This window comes from Kitasatospora sp. NPDC056446, assembly GCF_042796115.1.
Classification (GTDB): domain Bacteria; phylum Actinomycetota; class Actinomycetes; order Streptomycetales; family Streptomycetaceae; genus Kitasatospora.
In genome coordinates this window covers 35845-59575 of record NZ_JBHTRF010000047.1, presented here as the reverse complement: position 1 = coordinate 59575, position 23731 = coordinate 35845, and the positions used below count along the sequence as shown (strand labels likewise).

19 protein-coding genes are annotated in these 23731 nt (G+C 75.2%); 10 read left to right on the top strand and 9 right to left on the bottom strand.

Annotation, left to right across the window (positions count from 1 at the left end):
* Window positions 1–2 precede the first annotated feature (2 nt).
* The 7 genes from ACFQ6N_RS26240 to ACFQ6N_RS26210 are packed head-to-tail and all read right to left on the bottom strand — an operon-like array spanning window position 3 to window position 10658.
* Window positions 3–5660 (bottom strand): amino acid adenylation domain-containing protein, encoded by a 5658-nt coding sequence (locus ACFQ6N_RS26240; RefSeq protein ID WP_380653722.1) that lies wholly within the window; start codon window positions 5658–5660, stop codon window positions 3–5.
* Between the two features lie 42 nt (window positions 5661–5702).
* The gene (locus ACFQ6N_RS26235) at window positions 5703–6503 is read right to left on the bottom strand and encodes a chorismate mutase (RefSeq protein ID WP_380653719.1); all 801 of its coding nucleotides are present in this window, start codon (window positions 6501–6503) and stop codon (window positions 5703–5705) included.
* Entirely contained in the window at window positions 6500–7687 is a 1188-nt protein-coding gene (locus tag ACFQ6N_RS26230; RefSeq protein WP_380653716.1) for a UDP-galactopyranose mutase, read from the bottom strand. Before ACFQ6N_RS26230 ends, ACFQ6N_RS26235 begins: the two co-directional genes overlap by 4 nt.
* The gene (locus tag ACFQ6N_RS26225) at window positions 7684–8154 is read right to left on the bottom strand and encodes a MaoC/PaaZ C-terminal domain-containing protein (protein ID WP_380653713.1); all 471 of its coding nucleotides are present in this window, start codon (window positions 8152–8154) and stop codon (window positions 7684–7686) included. The genes ACFQ6N_RS26230 and ACFQ6N_RS26225 overlap by 4 nt, the downstream gene beginning before the upstream one ends.
* Window positions 8151–8807 (bottom strand): enoyl-CoA hydratase/isomerase family protein, encoded by a 657-nt coding sequence (locus ACFQ6N_RS26220; RefSeq protein WP_380653711.1) that lies wholly within the window; start codon window positions 8805–8807, stop codon window positions 8151–8153. Before ACFQ6N_RS26220 ends, ACFQ6N_RS26225 begins: the two co-directional genes overlap by 4 nt.
* Window positions 8804–9859, bottom strand: coding sequence for a 3,5-dihydroxyphenylacetyl-CoA synthase DpgA (gene dpgA / locus ACFQ6N_RS26215; RefSeq protein ID WP_380653708.1), 1056 nt, complete (start codon window positions 9857–9859; stop codon window positions 8804–8806). Before dpgA ends, ACFQ6N_RS26220 begins: the two co-directional genes overlap by 4 nt.
* A 22-nt stretch (window positions 9860–9881) precedes the next feature.
* Window positions 9882–10658: an SDR family NAD(P)-dependent oxidoreductase gene (locus ACFQ6N_RS26210; protein WP_380653705.1), complete on the bottom strand. Its 777-nt coding sequence runs from the start codon at window positions 10656–10658 to the stop codon at window positions 9882–9884.
* A gap of 157 nt (window positions 10659–10815) precedes the next feature.
* Between ACFQ6N_RS26210 and ACFQ6N_RS26205 the strand changes: the two genes are divergently transcribed.
* Entirely contained in the window at window positions 10816–11772 is a 957-nt protein-coding gene (locus ACFQ6N_RS26205; protein WP_380653703.1) for a hypothetical protein, read from the top strand.
* Between the two features lie 11 nt (window positions 11773–11783).
* On the opposite strand, the gene ACFQ6N_RS26200 is transcribed toward ACFQ6N_RS26205, so the two are convergent.
* A complete protein-coding gene (locus ACFQ6N_RS26200; RefSeq protein ID WP_380653700.1) occupies window positions 11784–12689 on the bottom strand; it encodes a prephenate dehydrogenase/arogenate dehydrogenase family protein in 906 nt (301 codons plus the stop codon).
* Between the two features lie 325 nt (window positions 12690–13014).
* Between ACFQ6N_RS26200 and ACFQ6N_RS26195 the strand changes: the two genes are divergently transcribed.
* From ACFQ6N_RS26195 to ACFQ6N_RS26170, 6 genes are read left to right on the top strand one after another with little or no spacing between them, the layout of a single operon-like run.
* Window positions 13015–13755 (top strand): SDR family NAD(P)-dependent oxidoreductase, encoded by a 741-nt coding sequence (locus tag ACFQ6N_RS26195; protein ID WP_380653697.1) that lies wholly within the window; start codon window positions 13015–13017, stop codon window positions 13753–13755.
* Window positions 13746–15779 (top strand): glycosyltransferase family 2 protein, encoded by a 2034-nt coding sequence (locus tag ACFQ6N_RS26190; RefSeq protein WP_380653694.1) that lies wholly within the window; start codon window positions 13746–13748, stop codon window positions 15777–15779. Before ACFQ6N_RS26195 ends, ACFQ6N_RS26190 begins: the two co-directional genes overlap by 10 nt.
* On the top strand, window positions 15776–16588 hold the full coding sequence (locus ACFQ6N_RS26185) for an arylamine N-acetyltransferase (RefSeq protein ID WP_380653692.1): 813 nt from the start codon (window positions 15776–15778) through the stop codon (window positions 16586–16588). Before ACFQ6N_RS26190 ends, ACFQ6N_RS26185 begins: the two co-directional genes overlap by 4 nt.
* A complete protein-coding gene (locus ACFQ6N_RS26180; RefSeq protein WP_380653689.1) occupies window positions 16585–17169 on the top strand; it encodes a hypothetical protein in 585 nt (194 codons plus the stop codon). The genes ACFQ6N_RS26185 and ACFQ6N_RS26180 overlap by 4 nt, the downstream gene beginning before the upstream one ends.
* Window positions 17166–17948, top strand: a complete 783-nt coding sequence (locus ACFQ6N_RS26175; RefSeq protein ID WP_380653686.1) for a crotonase/enoyl-CoA hydratase family protein — start codon at window positions 17166–17168, stop codon at window positions 17946–17948. Before ACFQ6N_RS26180 ends, ACFQ6N_RS26175 begins: the two co-directional genes overlap by 4 nt.
* Window positions 17945–19267 (top strand): amidohydrolase family protein, encoded by a 1323-nt coding sequence (locus tag ACFQ6N_RS26170; RefSeq protein WP_380653683.1) that lies wholly within the window; start codon window positions 17945–17947, stop codon window positions 19265–19267. Before ACFQ6N_RS26175 ends, ACFQ6N_RS26170 begins: the two co-directional genes overlap by 4 nt.
* Here the strand turns inward: ACFQ6N_RS26170 and ACFQ6N_RS26165 are convergent.
* The gene (locus ACFQ6N_RS26165; protein WP_380653680.1) at window positions 19183–19698 is read right to left on the bottom strand and encodes an AAA family ATPase; all 516 of its coding nucleotides are present in this window, start codon (window positions 19696–19698) and stop codon (window positions 19183–19185) included. The genes ACFQ6N_RS26170 and ACFQ6N_RS26165 overlap by 85 nt on opposite strands.
* Before the next feature lie 320 nt (window positions 19699–20018).
* Between ACFQ6N_RS26165 and ACFQ6N_RS26160 the strand changes: the two genes are divergently transcribed.
* The 3 genes from ACFQ6N_RS26160 (at window position 20019) to ACFQ6N_RS26150 (ending at window position 23606) form a co-directional block, all read left to right on the top strand.
* A complete protein-coding gene (locus ACFQ6N_RS26160; protein WP_380653678.1) occupies window positions 20019–20717 on the top strand; it encodes a hypothetical protein in 699 nt (232 codons plus the stop codon).
* 160 nt (window positions 20718–20877) lie between these two features.
* Window positions 20878–21588 (top strand): YcnI family protein, encoded by a 711-nt coding sequence (locus ACFQ6N_RS26155; protein ID WP_380653675.1) that lies wholly within the window; start codon window positions 20878–20880, stop codon window positions 21586–21588.
* Window positions 21589–21956: 368 nt separating this feature from the next.
* On the top strand, window positions 21957–23606 hold the full coding sequence (locus tag ACFQ6N_RS26150) for a carbohydrate binding domain-containing protein (protein WP_380653672.1): 1650 nt from the start codon (window positions 21957–21959) through the stop codon (window positions 23604–23606).
* The last annotated feature ends 125 nt before the right edge of the window (window positions 23607–23731 follow it).

Below are 23731 nucleotides of genomic sequence, written 5' to 3'. Positions count from 1 at the left end.
TGTCATCGCCCCCCTGCGCCCGGCGCGGCGGGTAGGTAACCGTCGGCGACGCCCCGGGCCACGAACCGGGCGACGTAGTCGGCGGTGGGCCTCGGATAGGCGTGGCCGAGGGCCTGGAGCCACCGGTCGCTCCAGGCGCTGTCCACCCGGACCGGGGCGCCCTCGGCGCGATCCAGGAAGGGCAGGAGCCGGCCGGCGGCCCGGCCGTGGGCGGCGAGCGCGGAGGCGAGGCCCGCCGGGCTGGTGAGCCGGATCGGGTAGCCGAGGCCCCTCAGCGCCTCGACCAGCGGGCGGTGGCCCAGCCGGTGCGGATTGGTGAGGTGGAAGGTGCGGCGGTCGGCCTCGGGCCGGGCGGCGAGGTCCAGCACGGTCCGGGCCAGCCAGTCGACCGGCAGCAGGTCGAAGGAGCGGTCCGGCCAATCGACCGCGACGCCCAGGTCCAGCGTCGCGCGCAGGAAGCGGCCGAGGAAGTGCTCGTCGGCGTTGCGCTGGAACCGGCCGCTCTCCCAGTGCGGAGCCACCGTGGCGATCCGGAACACCGAGCCGGGGCCGCTCCGCCCGAAGTACTCCCGTACGGCGCGTTCGGCGGCGACCTTGCTGGCCGAGTACGCCTCGGTGGGGCGTTGCCCGATGTCGAGGTCGGTCTCGGTCAGCGCCCGGTCGTCGCCCGCTTCCGGCGAGCGGCCGGCGACGCCCACGGTGGACACGTGGTGGAACCGGGTTCCGCCGGCCTCCTCGGCGAGCGCGATCAGCGTCCGGGTGCCGGTCGTGTTGACGGCGAACACCTCGTCGGCCTCGGCGACGTGGCGGACGTCCGCGGCCGCGTGCAGGATGCGGTCGGTGGCCCGGGCGAGTTCCGACCACCGGGACGGCGTCAGCCCGAGCGAGGGCGCTGCGAGGTCGCCCGCGACCGTCCTGACGCGGTGCCCGAACTCCGTCCCGGCGCCCCGGAAATACCAGGAGTACTGGGCCCGGAGCCGCTCGGCGGCGGCCTCCGGGTCGGCGGCCCGGACCAGGCAGGTGACCGGCGCGTCGGTGCGCTCCAGCAGGTGGTGCAGCAGGTGCGCGCCGAGCATCCCGGTGGCGCCGGTGAGGAGGATGCCGGAGGACTCCCGCCACAGGTCCGGACCGGGGCCCGGCGACGCGGGGAGCGGGCCCGGTGCGGTGCGGTCGCGGGCCGTCGGCCGGGGCCGTTCCCAGTCCGCCGCCGGTTGCGGCCCGCTGCCGTCGAGTCCGGCGGCGATCGCCGCGACGGTCCGGTGGGCGAAGATCTCGCGCGGTACGAGCGCGTAGCCCCGTGACCGCAGGCCGATGGCGAGCCTGATGGCCAGCAGTGAGGTGCCGCCGGCGGTGAAGAAGTCGCTGTCGGGCCCGGGGGGTTCGGCGCCGAGAACCCGCTGCCAGACCTCGGCCACCGCGTGCTGGGCGGCGCCTCGCAACGGCTGCCGCTCGTGTGGTGCGCCGCCGGTCAGCGCGGTCGGTTCGGGCAGCGCGGACCGGTCGACCTTGCCGTTGGCCGACAGCGGCAGGGCGTCCAGCACGGTGACGGTGGACGGCCGCAGGTGCGCCGGGAGCCGGTCGGTGAGGTGCCGGTCGACCGCCGTCAGCAGGTCGCGGTGCCGGGCGGCGCGCCCCGGGTCGCTCGCCAGCCGCCCGGGCCCGAAGGGCGGGGCGGGCCAGCCGATGAGGGGCGAGGGGCTGTCGTCGGTGGGGAGGAGCACGGCGTCGACGCTGCCGTCGGTGCCGCCCCGGCGCAGGCTGGTGAGCAGGCGGTGGCCGGTGCGTGCGGCCAGTTCGCGCAGGGCGTGGAGCTGGACCGGGGATCCTGCGGGGAGGTCCGGGGCGGGCCGGTCGGAGGCCGGGGCCAGGGCGTGCAACCGGTCCAGTTCGGCGCGCAGCGGGCCGTTCGGGACGCCGGTGAGTCCGAGTAGCGGGCCCGCCGGGCCCTGCGGCGCGGCGGTCGGGACTGCCTCGGTCCACCCGGCCGACCAGGGGCGCCAGTCCACCTCGACCGGGGCGGCCGGATCCGGGCGGCGCAGGATCACCGCGTCGAAGCGGTACAGGGTGAGTTCGTTGACGCGCTCGCCCCGGCGCGGCTCCAACTCCACCACGCTCCCGGGCAGAGACCCGTCGCGCCACTGCTCGAACCAGAGCGGGTGGACGGCCAGTTCCTCCTCGTCCAGGGCGTGCCGGGCGGCCAGTTCCCGGAGCCGCTCCGGCGCGGTGGCGCCGTGGTGCGACAGCAGCGCGGCGTGGAAGGCGTCGAGCAGCGGGAGGCCGCGGACGTCACCGACGAAGAGGACGCCGTGGGCCGTGAGCCTGCCGGCCGCCAGGTCCAGCACCCGGCGGAGGTACGTCTCGTCAGGGAAGTACTGGACGACCGAGTTGAGGATCACCAGGTCGAACCCGTCCAGGTCGGGTAGCGGATCGTCCGCGGGGAGGCAGTGCAGCTCCACCCGGGCGAGCCCGTCCGACTCGACCGCGGCCCGCAGGTCGGCGACGGCTCGCGCGGAGAAGTCCGTCCCGACGTAGGCCGCGCAGTGCGGGGCGAGCGCGCGGAGCAGGAGCCCGGTGCCGCAGCCGATCTCCAGGACCCGCAGGCGCCGCTCGTGCCAGGCGGAGCGGGGGAAGCGTTCCCGGATGGCGGCGAGGGTGCCGTCCAGCCAGTCCCGCAGGTCCTCGGCGGGCAGCGGTTCGCCGGTGAGGCTGCTGCGCCAGCCGGTGAAGTCCCGGCCCTCGTGCACGGTGCGGGAGCGGCTGCCGTAGACGTTGTCGAACAGCTCCCGCCAGTGCTCGGTCCGTTCTGCGGCGGACCGGCCGTCCGGCCGGACGGGGGCGTCCGTCCGGTGCGGGCGCCCGGATCCGTGCGGTGCCTGTGCCCCGTCCGCCGGGGGCGGGCCCGGGACGACGTAGGCGTCCAGCCGTCCGCCGCCGGTGTCGCCCCCGGCCGGCACGACCACGGCCGCCCGGACCCCGGGGGCCGCCGCGAGCACGGTCTCGACCTCGCCCAGTTCGACCCGTATGCCGCGGACCTTGACCTGGCTGTCGGCGCGGCCCAGGAACACCAGCTCGCCCGAGGGCAGCCGTCGGGCCCGGTCACCGCTGCGGTAGTACCGGCCGTCGGGCAGCTCCCGGAACCGGTCCGCGGTCTCCTGTGGCCGGTTCAGATAGCCGCGGGAGACACCCGCTCCGGAGATCCACAGCTCGCCCTCCAGACCGGTCGGCAGCGGGTGGCCCTGGTCGTCGCCGACCCGTATCCGGGTGCCCGGCAGCGGGCGGCCGATCGGCCGCCCGGGAACCGGGGCGCCGCGCCGGTGGCGGTGGAGGCTGCAGAACACCGCGGTCTCCGTCGGGCCGTAGGTGACCACCACCTCGGCGGCCGGGAACGCCTCGGCCGCGCGCTCCAACAGATCGGGTGGGACGGCGTCGCCGCCGGTCATCACCAGCCGGGTGGCGGGCCGGGTTCCGGTCGTCGCCAGCGCCGTCAGCAGGTGCTCCAGCACGCCGGGCACCGCCTGGAACGTGTCGGCCGAGGCGAGCAGGGCGGCCATCCGCTCGTGGTCGTACAGCTCCTCCGTGGTGACGATCCGGGCCCGGCCGCCCGAGAGCAGCGGGGCGAACAGCTCGTAGAGGAACACGTCGAAGGTGTGCGCCGCTATCACCAGCCCGGTGTCCGTGGGGCCGAAGCCGAACTCCTGACGGCAGGCGTCGAGGGTGTTGAGCAGGTTGCGGTGCTCGACCTGGACGCCCTTGGGCCGGCCGGTCGTCCCGGAGGTGTAGATCACGTAGGCGAGGCCGTCCGGATCGACCGCCCTCGCCCCCGCTCCCGGAGCGAGGGGTGTCGTGCCGGGGGCACCGGGGGCCGAGACCTCCACCAGTGGCAGGTCCCCGGTACCGGCGGGGCGGGCCCCGTCGTCGACGACGACCGCCCGGGCACCCCCGTCCGCCAGTAGGAAGGCCCGCCGTTCGGCCGGGTCCTCCGGATTGATCGGCAGGAACGCGGCTCCCGCTTTGACGACGGCGAGCAGGGCGACCACGAGGTCGACGGAGCGGTCCAGGCACACGCCCACCACGTCGCCGGTGCCCACACCCCGCGCGGCCAGGGCCGCTGCGAGTCGGTCGGCCCGGGTGTCGGTCGCGGCGAAGGTCAGGGTCCGCGAGGGGTCGGCGACGGCCACCGCGCCGGGGCTGCGCCGTACCTGCCGGAGCCAGGCGGCGGGCAGGGTGTCCGGGGCGGGGGCGGGGCCGCGGGCCTGCTCCGCCCGTGCCTGCTCGGCCCGTTCCCGCGGCCCCAGCAGGGCGAGTTCGCCCACCGGCCGGCCGAAGTCCTCCGCGACCTCGTGGAGCAGCCGCACGAAGTGCTCCAGCATCCGTTCGGCGGCCTCGGCGGGTACCACCGAGCCGCGCGCGGCGATCGCGATCCGGAGCCCGTCCGGTTCGGGCCACAGGGTGCACTCCAGGTCGATCCGCACGCTGTCGCCGATCAGCCGCAGCGGTTCGGTGACGGAGCCGGGGAAGGCGGGCGGCCGCCCGGCGGCGTTCTGCAGCGTGAACATGGCCTGGAACAGCGGGTTGCGCTCGCCGTCGCGTCCGGGTGCCAGGTCGGCCACCAGTCGCTCGAACGGGTAGCGCTGGTGCTCCAGGGCGGCCAGCGCGGTCCGGCCGAAGTGCTCGGCGAGCTCGGCGAAGGGGGTGTCGGGGGAGACGGCGGTGCGCAGCACCGCGCTGTTGACGAACAGTCCGAGCTGGTCCTCCTCGCCCGGTGCGGTCCGGTTGGCGAGCGGGGAGCCGAAGACGATGTCCCGCTGTCCGGAGTAACGGTGCAGCAGGGCGGCGAAGGCCGCTCCGGTGACCATGTACAGCGACAGCCGCCGCCGACGGCCGGCCGTCTCCAGGGCCCGTGTCGTCCCGGCCGACAGGGTGGCCTCGAAGCGCCGCGCCCGGTCCTGCGCCGGTGTGCCCGGTCCGGTCCGGGCGATGCCCAGGTGCAGCTCCGGCAGGTCCGCCAACTGTCGGCGCCAGTAGGCGAGGTCCTCCTCGGCGGCGGTGCTCTCCAGGTAGCGGTGTTCGGCCCGGACGGTCTCGGCGGGGGTGCGCACCGGTGCGGGTGCCTCCTCGGCGTAGAGGCGTCCGAGGTCCCGGTGGAAGACGCCGATCGACCACCCGTCGACGATGATGTGGTGGAAGGAGGCGACGAGCAGGTGGTCGAGCGGGCCGGCGCTCAGCAGTGTCACCCGGTACGGCGGCGCGGCTGACAGGTCCCAGGTGCGCGCGGTCTCCGCGGCGGCCCGGACCCGCCACCGGAGTTCGGCCTCCTCCGGTGGCAGCGGCCCGAGGTCGGCCACGTCCAGCGGGACCTCTCCGGCCGGTGCGACCAGCCGCACCGGCCGCCCGTCCCGGGCCTCGAAGGTGCTGCGGAGCGTGGGGTGGTGCCCGGCGAGGCGGGCCAGTGCCCGGCGCAGCCGGGCCGGGTCCAGCGGCCCGCGGACCCGGGTGCCCGAGGCGACGGTGTAGGCGGGGTCGTCCGGGGTCATGGTGTGGAGGACCCACATGCGCTGCTCTGCTGCGGTGAGTTCCTCTTGTGCCCTGTCGTGGGACCCGTGGCCGGAGCCGTCCGCGGTGGGGCCGACCGGCGCGGCGGTCGGGGAGTCTGTCGTCATCGGTCCTCCGAAGTCGGGTCCTGGGGCCGGTCGGCACCGCGGTCAGAACGCGCCGTCGCGCTCCATGGCCGTGAACAGCTCGCGGACGTTGGAGTCGTCGAAGCCCGCGTTGTCGGTCCGGGTGACGAACTCCAGCTGGATGCCGGTGTTGGGGTCGCGCCGGGTGAAGGACTGGTCCAGGCCGGGACCGTGGATGATGCCGGTCAGCAGGTCCGCCCCGCGGGCGCGCAGGTCCTCCTGGACGCCGGGGTGGTCGGCGACCTCCAGCGCGACGTGCTGGATGCCCGGGCCGTAGTGCTCGATGTAGCGGCTGACGTTGGACTCGGGGGAGTCGCCCTGGCACAGCACGAAGGTGACGCCTCCGGCCCGCATGGTGGCGGAGTCCATCCCGCTCGCCGCGCCGGTGACGGCCCGCCGCTCCAGCAGATCGAAGCCGTACCGGTCGCGGAACAGGGCGATGGCCGGCTCCAGCTCGCGTACCGCGATGGCGACGTGGTCGATCCGGCGGGCGTGCCGGGCGAGTGCCCCGGTCCCGCTGCCCGTCGGGGCGGGCGCGGTGCCGAGCACGACCTCCTCCACCCGGCAAGCCTCGTCGATGAGGAGGTCGTACAGCCGGCGCAGGAACTCCTGGTCGACGCCGTGCTCGGCGCCGAACGCGGCCGCCCGTTCCTGGGCCACCGCGATCCGGTCGGGCTGCATGACGGGCAGCCCCAGGGTGTCCTTGGCACGGGCGATCTCGCCGCACAGGGCGAGCCGGTCCCGCAGGAGTTCCAGCAGTTTCTCGTCGTGGCGGCCGAGTTCGGCGCGCAGCTCGTCGATGTCCCGGGTGGTGGTGTCGGTCATGCCGGACTCCGGTTCTCGGTTCGGACGGGGCGGGTCGGGGCGTCGGCCGCGTGCAGCAGGTGGTCCGCCACTTGTCGGGCGCAGGCGAGTCCCTGCTCGATGGCGCGGTCCTGGTTGATGTAGGTGTAGTCGGCGAGTCGCCCGCAGAAGTGGACGGGGATCGGGCTGCGGGCCCGGATGACGTCCTTGAGTTCCGCGTTCCGGCGCTCGTAGCGGCGGTCCGGGGTGGGGACCGGGTAGTGGCGTTCGGCCGACCCCGGGTACTCGTAGCTGACGACGGTCCCCTGGACGCGCTGGCCCGAGGCGTGCTTGGTCTCGACCGTGCGGGTGTACGGCACCCGGTGCGAGGGCCGGTTGACCACGTAGCCGGGGGTCGCCGTGGACCCGGGGCCGTGCGTCGGCTCGTAGCAGGACACGGTCCTGATCCCCCGCCAGGCGAGTTCGCCGGTGCGGCCGGTGAACTCGTCCAGCGGCGCGGTGAGCACCACGGCGCTGTGGCGGCGTGCCAGGTCGTCGAGGTCTCCGATGCCCAGCCGGGCCCCGGTGGTGACGGGAACGCCGACGAGCAGGCTGTCGATGACCGTCTGGGGCCCGTCGGGCGGAAAGAACTCCCAGGGGTCGCGGAACAGCCGCCGGTAGCCGTCGTCGCGCAGTTCGAGGCGGCCCGGCGCGAACGCGGCGGACAGTTCGTGGGCGCTGCGGCCCCACTGCTTCTCGGTGTAGTCACGGATGAACAGGTCGAAGAGGGTGCGCCCCATGATGGAGACGCAGTACGCCTCCAGGTCGGTGCGCGACGGTGTCCGGGGCCGGGCGGCGAGCTCGGCGGCCACCCGGGGCCACAGCGGCAGTTCGCGCAGTTCGGAGACCTGCGGCGGCCAAGCCAGCAGCCGGGGGGCGTCGTCGTCCTCGTGGAGGTACACCTCGGTCAGTACCCGGTGCTCGTAGCGGCGTGCCATGCCGTGCCGGCCGACCAGGGCGGCCACCTCGGGGTTGGCGGTGTGGAAGATGTGCGGACCGTTCGGCTCGTACAGGACGCCGCGCAGCCGTTCCGCCCGGGAGTGCCCGCCGGTGACCGGGGCCCGCTCGTAGACGTGCACGGCCAGCCCGAGCCGGTGCAGCCGGTGCGCGGCGGCGGCCCCCGCCCAGCCGGCTCCGACGACGGCGACCGGGGCGGGCGCGCTCACCCGTTCTCCCCGGCGCCGCCGCGGGCGCGCACCAGCAGGGTGGTCTCCCCGCTCTGCAGCACGACCCCGTGCCGGTCGACGAGTTCGAGCCGACGGGTCAGCACGCCCCGGCCGGGCCGGGAGCTGGGGCGGGTGGCGGTGACCCGCATCCGGGCCCGGACGCTCTCCCCGGCCAGCAGCGGGGCGTGGAAGCGCCAGTCGGTGAGGCCGACCATGGCGATCGTGGTGCCGTGGTGGATGCCGGTCTCCTCGACCAGGCCGACGGCGAGGGCAGCCCCGAGCAGCCCGTGGGCGATCGGGCGGCCGAACACCGGGTCGCCGCCGGAGTGCAGCGGGTTGTGGTCGCCGCTGAGCTCGGCGAAGGCCGCGAGTTCGGCGGCCTGGACGGTCCGGGCGGCGGTCGAGAAGCGGTCGCCGACCCGGAAGTCCTCCCAGTGGCGGGCGTTCGGGTGGAGGTCCGGGGTCACGTCAGGGCCCCCTCGCGGAGCGCGCGTTCCTGGGCTGCGAGGGTTCCGCCGAGGGCGTCCTCGGTGCTCGACTCGTGGCTCTCCAGGAGCAGCCGGCGGGCCAGGTGCCACAGTGGCGGGGCGATGGCGCGGACGGCGAGCAGCCGGGCCGCCGCGCCGGCCGGGTCGGGGTCGACGGCGTCCAGCAGGCCGAGCCGTTCCGCGTCCGTCGCGGTGAGCCCGGCGCCGGACAGCACCATGCGGCGGGCGTGGCCGACGCCCAGTTGCCGGACGAGGCGCTGGATCGCCAGGCCCGGCAGGTAGCCGTCGGCGAGTTCGGTCGCGGCCAGCACCGTGTCCGGGGTGGCGAAGCGCAGGTCGGTGGCGAGCGCGAGCTGCAGGGCGGTGCCGTGCACCGTGCCGTCGAGCAGCGCGACCACGGGTGCCGGCAGCCGCTCCAGCCGGATGAGCTCCTTCTCCCAGCGGCTCCACGCGGGCAGCCCCTCGGGCCGGGCCGGCGGGTGCGGTGCAGGCTCCAGGGCGAGGACCAGCGGCGCGGTCGGGTCGGCCGCGGCGGCGTCCGTGACCGCGCGCAGCGCGGCGGTGAGCCGGCCGTCGGGTGCGCCCGCGCCGACCGGGAGCCGGTGCACGGTCAGGGTCGTGGCCGGCGTCACCACCGGACCAGCGCCGTTTCGATCGTGGTACCCGGACCCATGGTCATCATGACGCCGTAATCCCCTGTCTGGACGGTCCCCTCGGCCAGCAGGCGGCCGTAGGAGAACAGGAATGAGCCGCTGGAGAGGTTGCCGTGGTCGCGCAGGACGGAGCGGGTGTGCCGCAGCTCGTGGTCGGTGAGGTCGAGGTTGTACTTGACCCCGTCGATCACCTTCTTGCCGCCGGAGTGCACCACCCAGTGGTCGATGTCGTCCGGTTTCAGGCCGTGTTCGCCGAGCAGCCGCAGGACGGGCGTGGCGACGTTGGCGCCGATGACGTAGGGGATCAGCGGGTCGAGGTAGAAGCTGTACTTGGCTTGGACGTGGTCCCAGTCGAAGCGCATGGCGGACAGGTTCCCGGCCAGGACCTGGCTGCTGAACCCCAGGACCTTGGGCAGCGGCCGGTCAGCGAGCCCGGCGGGCGCCGACGTGCCCACGAGGACGGCGGCGGCGCCGTCCCCGAAGAGGGCGTTGACCACGGCCGAGCGCATCGACCCGTCCCAGACGTAGGCGGCGGAACAGACCTCCACGCACAACATCAGCGCGTACCGTCCCGGGTTGGCCGCGCTCCAGGCGGCCACCGGGTTGAGTCCGTTGAGGCCGGCGTTGCAGCCCATGCCGACGATGTCGGAGCGGCTGACGTCGGGACGCAGGCCGAGTTCCGCGACGAGCAGGGCGCTGATCCCGGGGCACAGGAAGCCGGTGGTGGTCACGCAGCACAGGTAGTCGATGTCCCGGACGTCCAGCCCGGTCTCCTCCAGGCACCGGGTGATCGCCCGCACGCCCATGTCCAGCGCGCCCGAGCGGTGGCGTTCGAGGAGCTCGCCCTGGGTCTCGGAGGACGGCTCGCCGTCGGGGAGGTACAGGTGGCGGTGGTCGATGTGGCTGTTGGTGAAGACGGCGGCGACCTTGGCGTCCGAGACGCCGAAGCGGTCGAGGAGGTCCTGCTGGGTGTAGCGCTGCGGGGGATTGGCGGTGCCCACGGAGATCAGGACCGCAGGGGGCGTCGGCATCGGTCGGCCTCTCTGTGGTCGGTCAGAAGAGCGTGTAACCGCCGTCCACGACGATCTCGGCGCCGGTGACGTAGGAGGCGGCGGGGCTCGCCAGGTAGACGGCGAGCCCGGCGAGGTCCTCGGGTGTGCCCCAGCGGCGTTGCGGGACCCGGCGCAGCACGCGTTCCACGAAGCGTTCGTTCTCCAGGAACTCGGCGATCATCGGGGTCTCGATCCAGCCGGGGACCACCGAGTTGGCCCGGACCCCGTGGCGTGCCAGCTCCACCGCCAGGCTCCGCACCAGGGCGGTGGTCCCGGCCTTGCTCGCCGCGTAGTGGGCGGCGCGCGGCTGGCCGCTGTGCGAGGAGATCGAGGAGACGGCCAACAGGCTGCCGCCGCCGTGCTCGACCAGGTGCCGGGCGACGGCCCGAAAGGTCAGGAAGGTGCCCTCCAGGTTGGTCGCCACGACCCGGCGGAACTCCTCCAGGCTGGTGTCGACGAAGGGCACCGAGGCGTTGGTGCCGGCGGCGGCGACACAGGTGTCGATGCGACCGGACCACGCGAGGGTCCGCGCGGCGGCCTCCTCCACCTGCTCCGGGTCCGAAACGTCGACGGACAGTGCCAGCGCCTTGGCGCCCTCGGCCTCCAGCGCCGCCGCGGCCGCCTCGTTGCGGGCGGTGTCGCGCCCCCAGACGGCGACGTCGGCGCCGGCCTGGGCCAGGCCCCGGGCGATTCCCAGACCGATTCCGGAATTCCCGCCGGTGACCACCGCCGTTTTCCCGGCGAGACTGAATTGTTCGAGTATGCCTGTGCCAGCCATCTCCACCTCGGTCCGCGATTTGCGGCCGGCCGTGTTCCGGTCCGCGCCGGAAGGAACGTACCCGGATATCCGGCCGGGGTGGATTGTCTCTGAGCACAGAACAGTTTGGTGGGCCGCCCACGGAACCGCCCCGGGGGCGCGGGCTACCGTCGGGCCGATGACGGTCGGACGGCGGGTGGAGGCTCCGGTGGGGCACGACGGGGAACCGGTACGGGTGTGCGTGGTGGGCGGCGCGGGCGCGGTCGGCGCGGCCACGGCGGCGGCACTCCTCGGCGGCGGCTTCCGGGGTCGGCTGGAGCTGGTGGACACCGCCGGCGCCCTGCTCGCGGCCCAGGTGATGGACCTGCGGCTGGTGCCCTCGGAGGCCGCAACGGTTGCCGCGGTGCCGCTGGGCGCGGCCGGCGCCGCGGACGTGGTGGTGCTGGCCGCCTCCGTGCCGCACCGGGACGGCGCGGCACGCGCCGACTTCCTGTGGGAGAACGCCGTGATCCTGGAGCAGGTGCTGGCGGCGCTGCCCGCGCACTGGCCGGGGACGCTCGTGCTGGCCACCAACCCGGTCGACCCGCTGTGCACGCTCGCCGCCCGGTCCCTGCCCGCCGGGGCCACCGTCCTCGGCTACACGCTCAACGACTCGCTCCGCCTCCGCCGGGGCGTCGCCCTGGCGCTCGGCGTGCACCGGCACCGGGTGTCGGCCTGGGCCGTTGGCGAGCACGGCCCGCACACCGTGCCGCTGTTCGACCGGGTCCGGCTGGACGGCCGGCCGGTCCCGCTGGACGCCGCCCAACGGGACTCGGCCGCCGGGTACGCTCGGGAGTGGTACGGGCGCTGGCAGCGACTGGGGACCGGGCGGACGTCGTCGTGGGCCAGCGGGGCCGGGATCGCGGCGCTGGTGCGGGCCGTGCTCGCGGACACCCGTACCCTGCTGCCGGTCTCCGCCGCGCTGCACGGCGAGTACGGGCTGAGCGGCCTCAGCCTGGGGGTGCCCGCGCTGGTCGGCGCCGGGCGGGCCGAGGTGGTCGAGTGGGAGCTGACCCGGGACCAGCTGGCCGGCCTGCGCACCGCCGCCGGCGTGGTGGCGGCCGCCGTGGGCGGGAGCGGTGGGCCCCGGGCCTGACCCCCGGCGGGTCAGCGCAGTCCGGGCCCGTCGAAGAGGGCCGCGCAGCGTGCCGCCAGCTCCTCCCGGTGCGGGCCGAGGAAGCCCCCGGTTTCGGCCAGCAGCGCCCGGAACCCCGCCTCGTCCGCCCGCCCGATTACCGCGGAGAGCCGGGCCAGGCCGTCGGCCAGCCCGGTGCGCGCCCGTTCGGCGAGCGGGTTGCCCGCCTGGACGTCCCAGTACACCTCCGGCTCGCCGGAGCAGATCCGGGCCAGCAGGGCCAGCATGACCAGGTGTGGTGGCGGGGCCAGCCCGACCAGGACGTCGGCCTCGGGCCCGAGCACCGCCAGGGCCTGGCCGAAGGCCAGCACGGCGGCGTGGGTCGCCGCCTGCATCGAGGCGACGGCCCGGTCGTGCCGGCCGGCGTCGAGCCGCACCACCCGGGCGCCGGCCCCGGCCAACAGGGCGAGGAACCGGTCGGTGCGCGCGCCCGGACGGAGCGGTACGGCGGCGACCGGTCGGCCGGGGAACCCCAGGGCCGGGCCGAACATCGGGTTCACCCCCAGCGCCTCCAGCCCGTGCCTCGCGGCGAGGACCAGGACCCGTTCGGCGATCGCGGTCTTCACCGAGAGGGTGTCGACCAGCAGCGCCCCCGGGCCCATCGCGGCGGCGACCGGCGCCACCACGGCGAGCGCCGCCGACTCCGGCAGCGCGAGGACCACCGTGCCGGCCGCCGCCAGCGCGGCCCGGGTCGCGGCCCTCGGCCCGCCCGCCTCCTCCGCGATCAGCCGGACCCCGGCCGGCGCCGAACCGGGCCGCGCCCGGGGGTCGATGACGGTGACCGCGCCCGCTCCGGACAGCAGCTCGGTGAACAACCGCCCCACCTGGCCGGCACCCCCGATGACGACGGACCGCTCCCGCGCGTCGCTGTGATTCATGCCGTTCCTGCCTTCCCGCCTCCCGCGGACGTCCTCGCCGTCCGCTCCCGCCCACCGGGACCTCGGCGTCAGGATGGCCCGGCCGGGGGCCCGGCGGCCGCCCCGGCCCGCGGGACTGGGTCCGTGGACAAGCCCTTTGTCCGCGCGCACAAGAACGGACGCGGACCACCGCGCGGAGGATTCCGAACCCGTAGCGTGAAAGCGGAGAAAGCGACCGCGGCGGCCGATCGGTAATTCCCGGACGGAATTCACCGCGTCGTCGGCAGCAGTCGGCCGGAATGCGGAGAACCAGGACGGTGCCGTGGCACGACGGACGGAAATCCGATTGGACGGTCAGGTGGGCGTGGTCACCGGCGGGAGCAGTGGCATAGGGCTGGGAATCGCCCGGGACCTCGCGCGGGCCGGGGCCCGGGTCGCGGTGTGGTCCCGCACGGCCGGAGGGGCCCGGCACACCGCCGGCCGGTCGGCCGGCCTCCACCACGTCGCCTGTGACGTCTCCCGGGAGCACGAGGTGGAGGCCGCGCTGGAACGGACCGTAGAGGTCCTGGGGCCGGTGGACTTCTGTTTCACGGCGGCGGGCGTCAACCGCCAGGACCCCTCGTTGGCCATGGCGCCGGAGACCTTCCGCAGCGTCCTGCGGACCAACCTGGAGGGCACCTTCCTGACACTGCGCGCCGCGGCCCGGCACATGGCCGGGCACGGCCGGGGCGGCAGCCTGGTCGCGGTCTCCTCCATCGCCGCGGCCACCGGCCAGGCCAGGACCGCCCACTACGCGGCCGGCAAGGCCGCGGTCGGAGCGCTGGTCGGCGCGGCCGCCCCGGAACTCGCCCGCCACGGCATCCGCGCCAACGCCATCGTGCCGGGCTTCGTCGACACGCCCATGCTGGCGCCCCACCTCGCCTCCGCGCGCTTCGTCGACCGGGTGCTGCCGCGGGTGCCGGCCGGACGCTGGGGGGTGCCCGACGACCTCGGCGGACTCGCGGTGCACCTGGCCGGACCGGCGTCACGCGGTGTGACGGGTGTCAGCTTCGTGGTGGACGGGGGGTATTCGCACTCATGGCACTGAACACGACCGACGAGGTGCCCGGCCGCGACCAGGTCACGGTGTCGGTGCTGATGCCGACGTACCGGCACGAGCACTTCGTCGCCCGCGCCCTGGGGAGCCTGCTCGCGCAGACCCTCACCGACTGGGAGCTGATCGTCGTCGACGACGCCTCCCCGGACAGCACCCGGGACGTGGTGAACGCGTTCGCCGTCCCTCGGCTGCGCTATCTCCGGCACACCGTCAACCTCGGCCTCGGCGCCGCCCTCAACCGCGGCGCCGCCGCCGCCACCGGCCGGTTCCTGGCCTACCTCCCTTCCGACGACTACTGGGACGCCGAGCACCTGGAGACCTGCGTCGCCGCCCTGACCGCCCGACCTGGCGCCGAACTCGCCTACGCCGGGCTGCGCTGGCACGACCGGACCGAACTCAACGCCCGCAACCCCGTCGAGTCCGCCACGCTGCGCCCGGACGTGACGCCCGGCCGGGAACGGGCCGTGCTCGGCGACCCGGCCGACCGGCCGTGCCCCGACTGGCCGCTGGCGAGCGGCAACCTGCTCGCGCTCGTCCAGGTCGTGCACCGCAGGGAGGCCGCCCTGGTCGTGCCCTGGGTCGAACGCCGGGAGTCCGTGTCCGACGCCCTGGAGGCGGACCGCTGGCGCGGCCTGCTGCGCTCGGGCGCCGAGTTCGTGCACACCGGACGGGTCACCTGCGAGTGGTCGGACCATCCGCGCCAACGCCACAAGATCATCTCCGGGCGCGGGCTGCGCGGCACGACCTGGCACGGCCAGAGCTTCGGACTGCCCGTCTACCGGCAGTACTACGGACTCGACCCCGGCGTCCCGCTCGACTGGCGCCCGGCCGACCCCGCCCTGCGGCTCGACGAGGTCCGGCGGTTCGCCGGTCTGGGCCCGGCCGCGCCCGGCCCGTACGGCCCGTCCGCCGCCGGCCGCGCCTACGGGGCCGACCGCGCCGACGACGGCCTGCGGATCCTGCTGGTCGGCTCGCTCGGCTTCAACCCGGAACGCGTCCTCGCCCTGCGCGAGCACGGCCACAGCCTGTCCGGCCTGTGGACGCCCCGGCCCGACTTCTGGGACACGGCGGGCCCGCTGCCCTTCCCCGGTGTCCGCGAGCTCCCGGCCGCCGACTGGCGGCGGGCCCTGCGCGAGTCCCCGCCCGACCTGATATACGCGCTGCTCAACTGGCAGGCGCTGCCCTTCATCCACGAGGTCTTCACCTACAACCAGCGCCACCTCGGCATCCCGTTCGTCTTCCATTTCAAGGAGAGCCCGATGATGGCGCAGCGCGCCGGGCTCTGGGACGAACTGCACACGCTCGTCACCCAGTCCTGGGGGCGGGTCTTCGCCTCCGTGGAACTGCGGGAGTGGTTCGAGGCCTTCCTCGGCGATGACTTCGACCGGGCGACCACCCTGGTGCTCGACGGGGACCTGCCCAAACGTGACTGGATGACCGACGACTGGTCCGCGAAGCTCTCCGACACCGACGGCGAACTGCACACCGTCTGCGTCGGCCGCACCGTTCTCGGTGACGTGGACCGGCTCGCCGCCCACGGGATCCACCTGCACCTCTACGCCCAGCCGTACACCCGGCGGGGCTCGCGCTGGGCCGGGGCCAAGCCCGGCCGCCACCTCCACCTGCACGACCCGGTCCGCCCGCAGGACTGGGTCGCGGAACTCTCCCGCTACGACGCGGCCTGGGGCCACATCGTCCCCAGCCGCAACGGCGGGGACCTGCGGCGCGCGGTGTGGAACGACCTCAACCTCCCGGCCCGGCTGGGCACCTACGCCGCCGCTGGGCTGCCCTGGATCCACCTGCGCAACGACGGCCACCGGGTGGCCGCCAACCGCCTCGGCGACCGGCTCGACCTCGGACTGACCTACGACACCGAGGAGGAACTCGCCACCCTGCTGCGCGGCGAGTCCGCCGACCGCCTCCGGACGAGGTCGGCGGTCCGCCACCGGCACGAGCTGTCCTTCGACGAGCACACCGGCACGCTGGTCGACTTCTTCCGGAGGCTGCTGCGGTGAACGCCCTGAGCCCGGACACCCTCCGGCAGGTCACCGCCTGGCTGGGGCTCCCCGCCCCGCCCGCGGCCCCGACCCTCGCCGCGCTGACGGACGTCTACCGGCGCTGGTGCACCAGGGTTCCGTTCGACAACCTGCTGATCCGGGTCGCCCTCGCGGCCGGCGGCTCCGAGGTGCGGGGCATGCGCCCGGACGACTTCCTCCGCACCGCCATGGCGCGCGGGGTCGGCAACCTGTGCATGGAGTCCGCCGAGGCACTCCAGGCCCTGCTGACCGCGTACGGCTTCGACGCCGCCCTCGGCCTGGGCCAGATCGGCGGCGACAGCGGCACCCTGCGGACCAACCACGTCACGGTGGTCGTCACGGTCGACGGCTTCCGTCACGTCGTCGACACCACCCTGCTCACCGGGACACCCCTGGCCCTGGTGGACGGGAACCGGACCGACGGGCTGGTCCCCTACGCGATCGACCGCCGCCCGGACGGCCTGTGGCAGATCTCCACGCTCAGCCTGGTCGGCCGGAAGCCCAAACTGATCCGGATCCTGGCCGTGACGAGGGCGCCGGCGGTCGCCGAAGCGCTCTACCGGAGCCTCCAGGGCGCGGACTACCGGCGGGCCAACGGCGCCTACTTCGCCCAACTGCGCACCGAGGACGGCGCGGTGGTCACGGTGGGACGCGGGTCCTGGTACCGGACCGGCCCTGCCGGAGTGGAACGCACCGCCATCCCTGACGAGCAGGAGCTCCACCGGGTGCTGGTCGACGTCCTCGGGGTCGCCACCGACACCGCCCGACTGCTGCCGGCCGACGCATGACGCGCCGCGGCGAGGCCTTCGACGGACGCGCCGGCCGGGCCGGCCGCCGGGAACGGGACGACATGTCCGAGAACCACCCCTCCTACTGGTACGAGGCATCGGTGACCGCCCATCTGCTGATCCACCGGGGCGGGTCGCTGCTGGTCCGGGACGGGCCGGACGGAGCCGTGCTGCCCGCCGTCGAGGCCGGCCCGGACCGGACCGTCGAGTCGGTGCTCGGCGACCGGGCGGCCGCCCTCGCGCCCGTGCCGTGGCCGGACCGTCCGCCCGAACTGGTGCGGGTCGTCGAGTACGAGGGGGCCGTCGGACCGGGCGTGCGGCACGCGCTGCACCTGGTCTTCCGGTCGGATCCGTACGGCGGGCGGTCCGACGCCCCGTCCGATCCGCCGGTCGACGCCCCGGCCGGCCACCGCTGGGTGCCCGCGCAGGGACCGGCCGACGGACCCGCCGACCCCGTCTGGCGGTTCACCACCGACCCGGACGCCGTCCGGGCCCTGATCGCCCCCGAACTCCACCCGTCCCACCCGGCAATCCGGCCCCTTGCGCATCCCCCCGCGCGACCCCCTGGAGGAACAGCATGACGACCGCCCGCAAACCCAGCGTGCTCACCGAGGTCCGCGACGGTGTCCTGATCATCACGATCGACCGGCCCGAGGTGCGCAACGCGACCGACTTCCACGCCGCGCGGGAGCTCACCCAGGCCCTCGAACGGATCGACGCCGACCCGGCCGTCGCCGTGGGCGTCGTCACCGGGGCCGCCGGCCACTTCTCCAGTGGGAAGGACCTCAAGGCGGCGGTGGCCGGCACCTCGGCACCCGTCGACGGCAGCTCCGAGTTCACCCCGCCGACCCGGGTGAACGTCCGCAAGCCGCTGATCGCCGCCGTCGAGGGGCACGCCCTCGGGGGCGGGTTCGACCTGGTGCTGGCCTGCGACCTGGTCGTGGCGGCCGAGGACGCCCGGTTCACCTGCTCGGAGGTGACCCGGGGCCTGGTCGCCTCCGAGGGCGGCGCCGCACGGCTGCCCCGGCGGGTGCCGTACTCCATCGCCCTCGAACTGCTCCTCACCGGCTCGCCCGTCACCGGGATCCGGGCCGCGGAGATCGGCCTGGTCAACCGGGTCACCCCCGCCGGCGGAGCGCTCGCCGGTGCCCTCGAACTCGCCCAGGAGATCCGGCGCAACTCGCCCCGCGCCGTCCTGGCCACCAAGGAGGCCCTGCGCGCGGCGGTAGAGGCCGAGGAGAAGGAGACCTTCCTCCTCCAGGACGCCATCTTCGCCCCGGTCCTGGCCGGCCCGGACGGTGAGGAGGGCGCACGGGCCTTCCTGGAGCGCCGGGCGCCGCGCTGGCGTAGCTCGTGGTGAGCCGGGGAGCGCCGCGGACCGCCCGGCGGACCGTCCTCACCGCGGCCCGGGTGCTCCCCGGCCCGGCCGGCGAGGTGATCCACGACGGCGCCGTCCTCGTGGAGGACACCGTCATCCGGGCGGTCGGCCCGCGCTCCGAGGTCGACGCGCTCGCCGGGCCGGACGCCGAACGGTCCGGCCATCCCGACGGGACGATCCTTCCGGGCCTCGTCGACGGACACGTCCACCTCGCGTTCGACGCGGGGCCGGACCCGGTCGCCACCCTCGCCGCCACCGGCGACGACGAGCTGTACCGGGCGATGGCCGGCCGGGCCGCACAGCTGCTCGCGTCCGGTGTCACCACCGTCCGCGACCTCGGTGACCGCGGCGGGCTCGCCGGACGGCTGCGCGACGCCGTCGCCGCCGGACGCGCCGTCGGCCCGCGGATCCTCTCGGCCGGGGCCCCGCTGACACCGCCCGGCGGGCACTGCTGGTTCTTCGGCGGCGAGGCGCAGGGCGGTGCGCAGATCCGCGACGTGGTCCGGCGCAATCTCCGGCTCGGCGCGGACCTGATCAAGGTGATGGCGACCGGCGGTCACCTGACGGCCGGCGGGGCGAGCATGTGGGAGTCCCAGTACGACGTGCCGGACCTCGCCCTGGTGGTCGAGGAGGCCCACCGGGCCGGTCGCCGGGTCGCCGCCCACGCGCACGGCACCGACGGCGTCCGCGCCGCCGTGGCGGCGGGCGTCGACACCGTCGAACACTGCACCCTGGCCAACGCCGACGGCTTCGACGCGCCCGACGAGCTGGCCCGGGAGCTCGCCCGGAAGGGGATCGCGGTCTGCACCGCGATCAGCGCGGACTGGCGCAACTACGCCGCCAAGTACGGCGACCGGATCACCGGACGCCTGCTCGGCCGGATCGGATGGCTGGAGGAGCGGGGCGTGCGGCTCGTCGCGGGCACCGACGCGGGCATCCCGGGTGCCCCGTTCGACGACTTCGTCGGCAGCCTCGAACTCTTCGAGCACCTGGGTTTCACGCCGTCCCGCACGATCGAACTGGCCACCGTCGACACGGCCGCGGCCCTGGGCCTCGCGGAGCGGACCGGCCGGATCGCCCCTGGACTCGACGCCGACCTCCTGGTCGTCGCGGGGGATCCGACCCGGTCCGTCGCGGCGCTGCGCGACATCGAACTGGTCGTCACCCGGGGCACACCGCACCGGCCCCGGAGCGTGCCGCCGCAGGACGCGGCAGATCAGTCGCGGCCCCGGGCGAGGAATTCGAGCGCCGTCGCGGCGGTGGAGGTCAGGTCGGCCGTGGTGTCCAGCACCAGCCGCTGATCGGTCCACGGGGCGAACTCGTCCCGCAGCCGTTCCACGGCCTCCCAGGTCGGTTCCGCGAAGCCCTCGATGCCCCGGGAACGGCCCTCCAGCCGGCGGCGGTGGACCGCCGGGTCCGGGCACACCACCTCGATGAACGCGGCCCGGACGCCGTGGCGGTCCGCCAGCGACCGCCACTGCGCCCGGGCCGGCTCCACGGCGTTGACCGCGTCGACGATCACCGGCCGGCCGACGGCCAGGACGCCGTCGGCCACGGCCTCGGCCACGATGTACGCCGCGAGCCCGGTGGGCTGGGAGCGCGCCACCCCCGCACGCCACATCGCGGCCTCGATCGGGTCGACGGACACGACCGGAGCGGCCAGGCTCCGTCCCAGCATCCCGGCCACCGCACTCTTGCCCGAACCGGGCAGTCCCGCCATCACGATCAGCATGCCGCCACCCTCGCACAGACGGAGCGGGCACCCGACGGGAACGGGCAGGGGTGGCAATGCCCCCCGGGGGGCTGCCGAGAAACCGGTTCGGGGCCGGGCGTTCCGAGAGGCCGCGGGCGCCGTGGTGTGACGCACGGACCCGTGACCGGATCCTTTCCATTTCGCCACGACGGGCCGTCCTCACCGTGCCGCGCCGCGCCGACTTCAGGCCCGCCGTGCGTTTCGGGCCCGTCGTGCGTTTCGAGCCCTCCGGGGCCCGACGACCCCGGGCCCCGGAGGGGCTCACCACGGGGCGGCCGGACTGGCATGATGGGCCGGCCATGTCCGCCCTCCTCCGTACCAGGGGCCCCCGGGCCGCCGCCGATGTGCGGCTGCTGCGGGCGGTCGTGCTGGCCACGGTGAGCGTGGCGCTCGCCGCCGCCGCGCACACTGTCGCCGGTGGCCGGGTGGGTGCGGGGCCGCTCGCGGCCGGCTGGCTGCTGGTGGCGTGCGCGGGTGCCGCCGGGGCGGGGCGGCGCAGGTCGCTGCCGGCGATCACGGGGGTGTTCGGGGCCGGCCAGTTGGGCCTGCACCTGCTGTTCCGGACCGGGGTGGACGTCCCGGCCGGCGGCCCGGCGAGGCGGAGCGGGACGGCGGCAGGTGCCCATGGGCACCTGAACCACCCCGGTGCGGTGGCGGGCGCCGCGCATTCGACGGCGCACTCCGGACTGCTGGGGCACTCGCCCGCGATGGCGGCGGCCCATCTCGCCGCCGCGCTGGCCACCGGGTGGCTGCTGCACCGCGTCGAGGTGGCGCTGTGGCGGCTGTTGGGCATGGCGCGCGCCCTGCGGGCGCTGGCCCGGCGCTGGCGCCGACGGTTCGCGGCTGCCCTCGCCCGGCTGCTCGGGCCCGCCGGAGCGGCCGTGCCGGGCCCGGGCCCCGGGCCGGTGCCGGTGGCGGGCGGCGGTGTTGCCGGACCGTCGGCGGTCCTGCGGTACAGCGTGGTGCGCCGGGGGCCTCCCGGGGCGGCGGGCGCGTAGCCGACGGCGGGGGCAGGTGCCCGTGCCGCCGGACGGCCGTGCCCGGGCGACGACACCCCGCGTTCCCCCCCCCGATCACCGCACGTCACACCGGCCGCCGGCGCCATGCCGCCGGGCCGGTCCGTGAGGTGCCCATCTCCCGGACGGAGAGACCATTCCCATGCGTTCCCTCGTTTCCCGGCGCGCTGCCGCCGCGACCGTGCTCGCCGGCGCCGCCGTACTCGCCACCGCCGTCCCCGCCTTCGCGCACGTGACCGTGCAGCCGGGCACCGCCGCCCAGGGCGGCTACACCGTCGTCGCCGTCCGCGTGCCGGACGAGAGCGACACCGCCTCCACCACCAAGCTGGAGGTCGCGCTGCCGGCCGACCACCCGGTCGCCTCGGTGTCGACGGAGCCGCTGCCCGGCTGGACCGCGACGACGGAGAAGACGAAGTTGGCCACCCCGGTCAAGACCGACGACGGCGACGAGATCACCGAGGCCGTCTCCAAGGTCAGCTGGACGGCGGACGCCGGGACGAAGATCGCCCCCGGCCAGTTCCAGGACTTCCGGGTCTCGCTCGGCCCGCTGCCCACCGACACCGACAAGCTGGTCCTCAAGGCCCTGCAGACCTATGACGACGGCACCGTGGTGCGGTGGATCGACGAGAGCGTCCCGGGCCAGGCCGAACCGCAGCACCCGGCGCCGATCCTGGCCCTCACCAAGGCCGTCGCCGCGGGTGCGTCCGGCGACGCGTCCTCGTCCTCGGCGTCCTCGTCCTCCGGCTCCGACGGCACCGCCCGCACGCTCGGGATCGTCGGCATCGCGGTCGGCGTGGTCGGGGCCGCGCTCGGCGTCCTGGGCCTGCGCCGCCGCACCGGCACCGGCGCCTGACCCCCTGTCGGGCGGGTACGTGGGCCGTGCGCCCGCCCGACGGGCCGGGCTCCCCGGCGGAACCGGCCAGGGTCCGGCCGCGGTTGCCGGAATTGGTCCAGACCTATTGACGTGACTTGCCGCCCCTCCTACGATCCGGTCCGGCACAGCCCCACATGTCCCCCACCACACCCAGACCCGGGCGCCACGCCCCCACGCGTCGGTCATGTCCATGGCGCCCGGAGGGAAGGGAGCACAGCATGTTCCGTCGAAGGTCGCGTACCCCACGCCCGACCGGCGATGCCCAGGCCTGTCCGGACCCCGGCCGCCCCGAGGGCGACCGCACCGGGAACGAGCCGTCGCGAGCCGCCCGTCCGCACCGGGCGACCGTGGAACGCGCCCCCCGGGTGAACCGGGCCGGCCGCGCCCAGCACGGGCCCACCGTCCTGAACCGCACCCTCGCCGTGGTGAGCGCCGCCGCCGTCATCGGGGCCGGCATCGCCGTGGCCGGCACCGTCAACGCCGGGGCCGCCACCACCAACCTGGTGGCCAACCCGGGGTTCGAGAACGGACTCTCCGGCTGGAGCTGCACCGGCGGTTCCGGCGTGGCCGTCGGCAGCCCGGTCCACTCCGGCGCCGCCGCGCTCCAGGCCACGCCGAGCGGCCTGGACAACGCCCAGTGCAGCCAGACCGTCAGCGTGCAGCCCAACTCCCAGTACACGCTGAGCGCCTACGTCCAGGGCAGCTACGTCTACCTGGGCGCCACCGGCACCGGCCTCACCGGCACCCCGTCCACCTGGACGCCCAGCAGCGCCACGTACGGTCAGCTCAGCGTCGACTTCACCACCGGCGCGAACACCACCTCGGTGACCGTCTACCTGCACGGTTGGTACGGGCAGCCCGCGTACTACGCGGACGACGTGTCACTGACCGGCCCCGGCGGCAGCAGCCCCAGCCCGACCACCGCGCCGCCCACCACCGCGCCGCCCACGACGACCCCGCCGACCAGCACGCCCCCGACCACCACCCCGCCCACCAGCACCCCGCCCACCACGACCCCGCCGACCACCACACCGCCGGGCGACACCTGCCCCACGAAGCCGAAGCCGTCGGGCAAGGTCCTCCAGGGGTACTGGGAGAACTGGGACGGCGCCGTGAACGGCGTCCACCCCGGCATGGGCTGGGTCCCCATCACGGACAGCCGGATCGCCGCGCACGGCTACAACGTCATCAACGCCGCCTTCCCGGTCATCCTCTCGGACGGCACCGTCCTGTGGCAGGACGGCATGGACAGCAACGTCAAGGTGTCGACCCCGGCCGAGATGTGCCAGGCCAAGGCGGCCGGTGCGACGATCCTGATGTCGATCGGCGGGGCCGCCGCGGGCATCGACCTGAGCTCCAGCACCGTCGCCGACCGGTTCGTGGCGACCGTCGTCCCGATCCTCAAGAAGTACAACTTCGACGGGATCGACATCGACATCGAGACCGGCCTGTCCGGCAGCGGCAGCATCAACACGCCGTCCGCCTCCCAGGCCAACCTGATGCGTATCATCGACGGCGTGCTGGCCCAGATGCCCGCGGGCTTCGGCCTGACGATGGCCCCCGAGACGGCGTACGTCACCGGCGGAAGCGTCAGCTACGGCTCGATCTGGGGCGCCTACCTGCCGATCGTCAAGAAGTACGCCGACAACGGGCAACTGTGGTGGCTGAACATGCAGTACTACAACGGCAGCATGTACGGCTGCACCGGCGACTCCTACCAGGCCGGCACCGTGCAGGGCTTCACCGCCCAGACCACCTGCCTGAACAACGGCCTCACCATCCAGGGCACCACCGTCAAGGTGCCCTACGACAAGCAGGTGCCCGGCCTGCCGGCCCAGCCCGGCGCGGGCGGCGGCTACATGGACCCCGGTCTGGTCGGCCAGTCGTGGAACGCCTTCGGCGGCGCGCTGAAGGGCCTGATGACCTGGTCGCTCAACTGGGACGGCTCGAAGGGCTGGAGCTTCGGCGACAACGTCAAGTCCCTCCAGCGCCGTTGAGTCCTTGCTGAGCACGCGCCGACGTCCCCCCCCCGGGGGTGCGGGGCGGAGGCGCGCCCGCGGGGCAGGGGGGGGGGGCCCGCGCGCCGGGGCTACCCCGCGCCCCCACCCCCCCGCCGCACCCC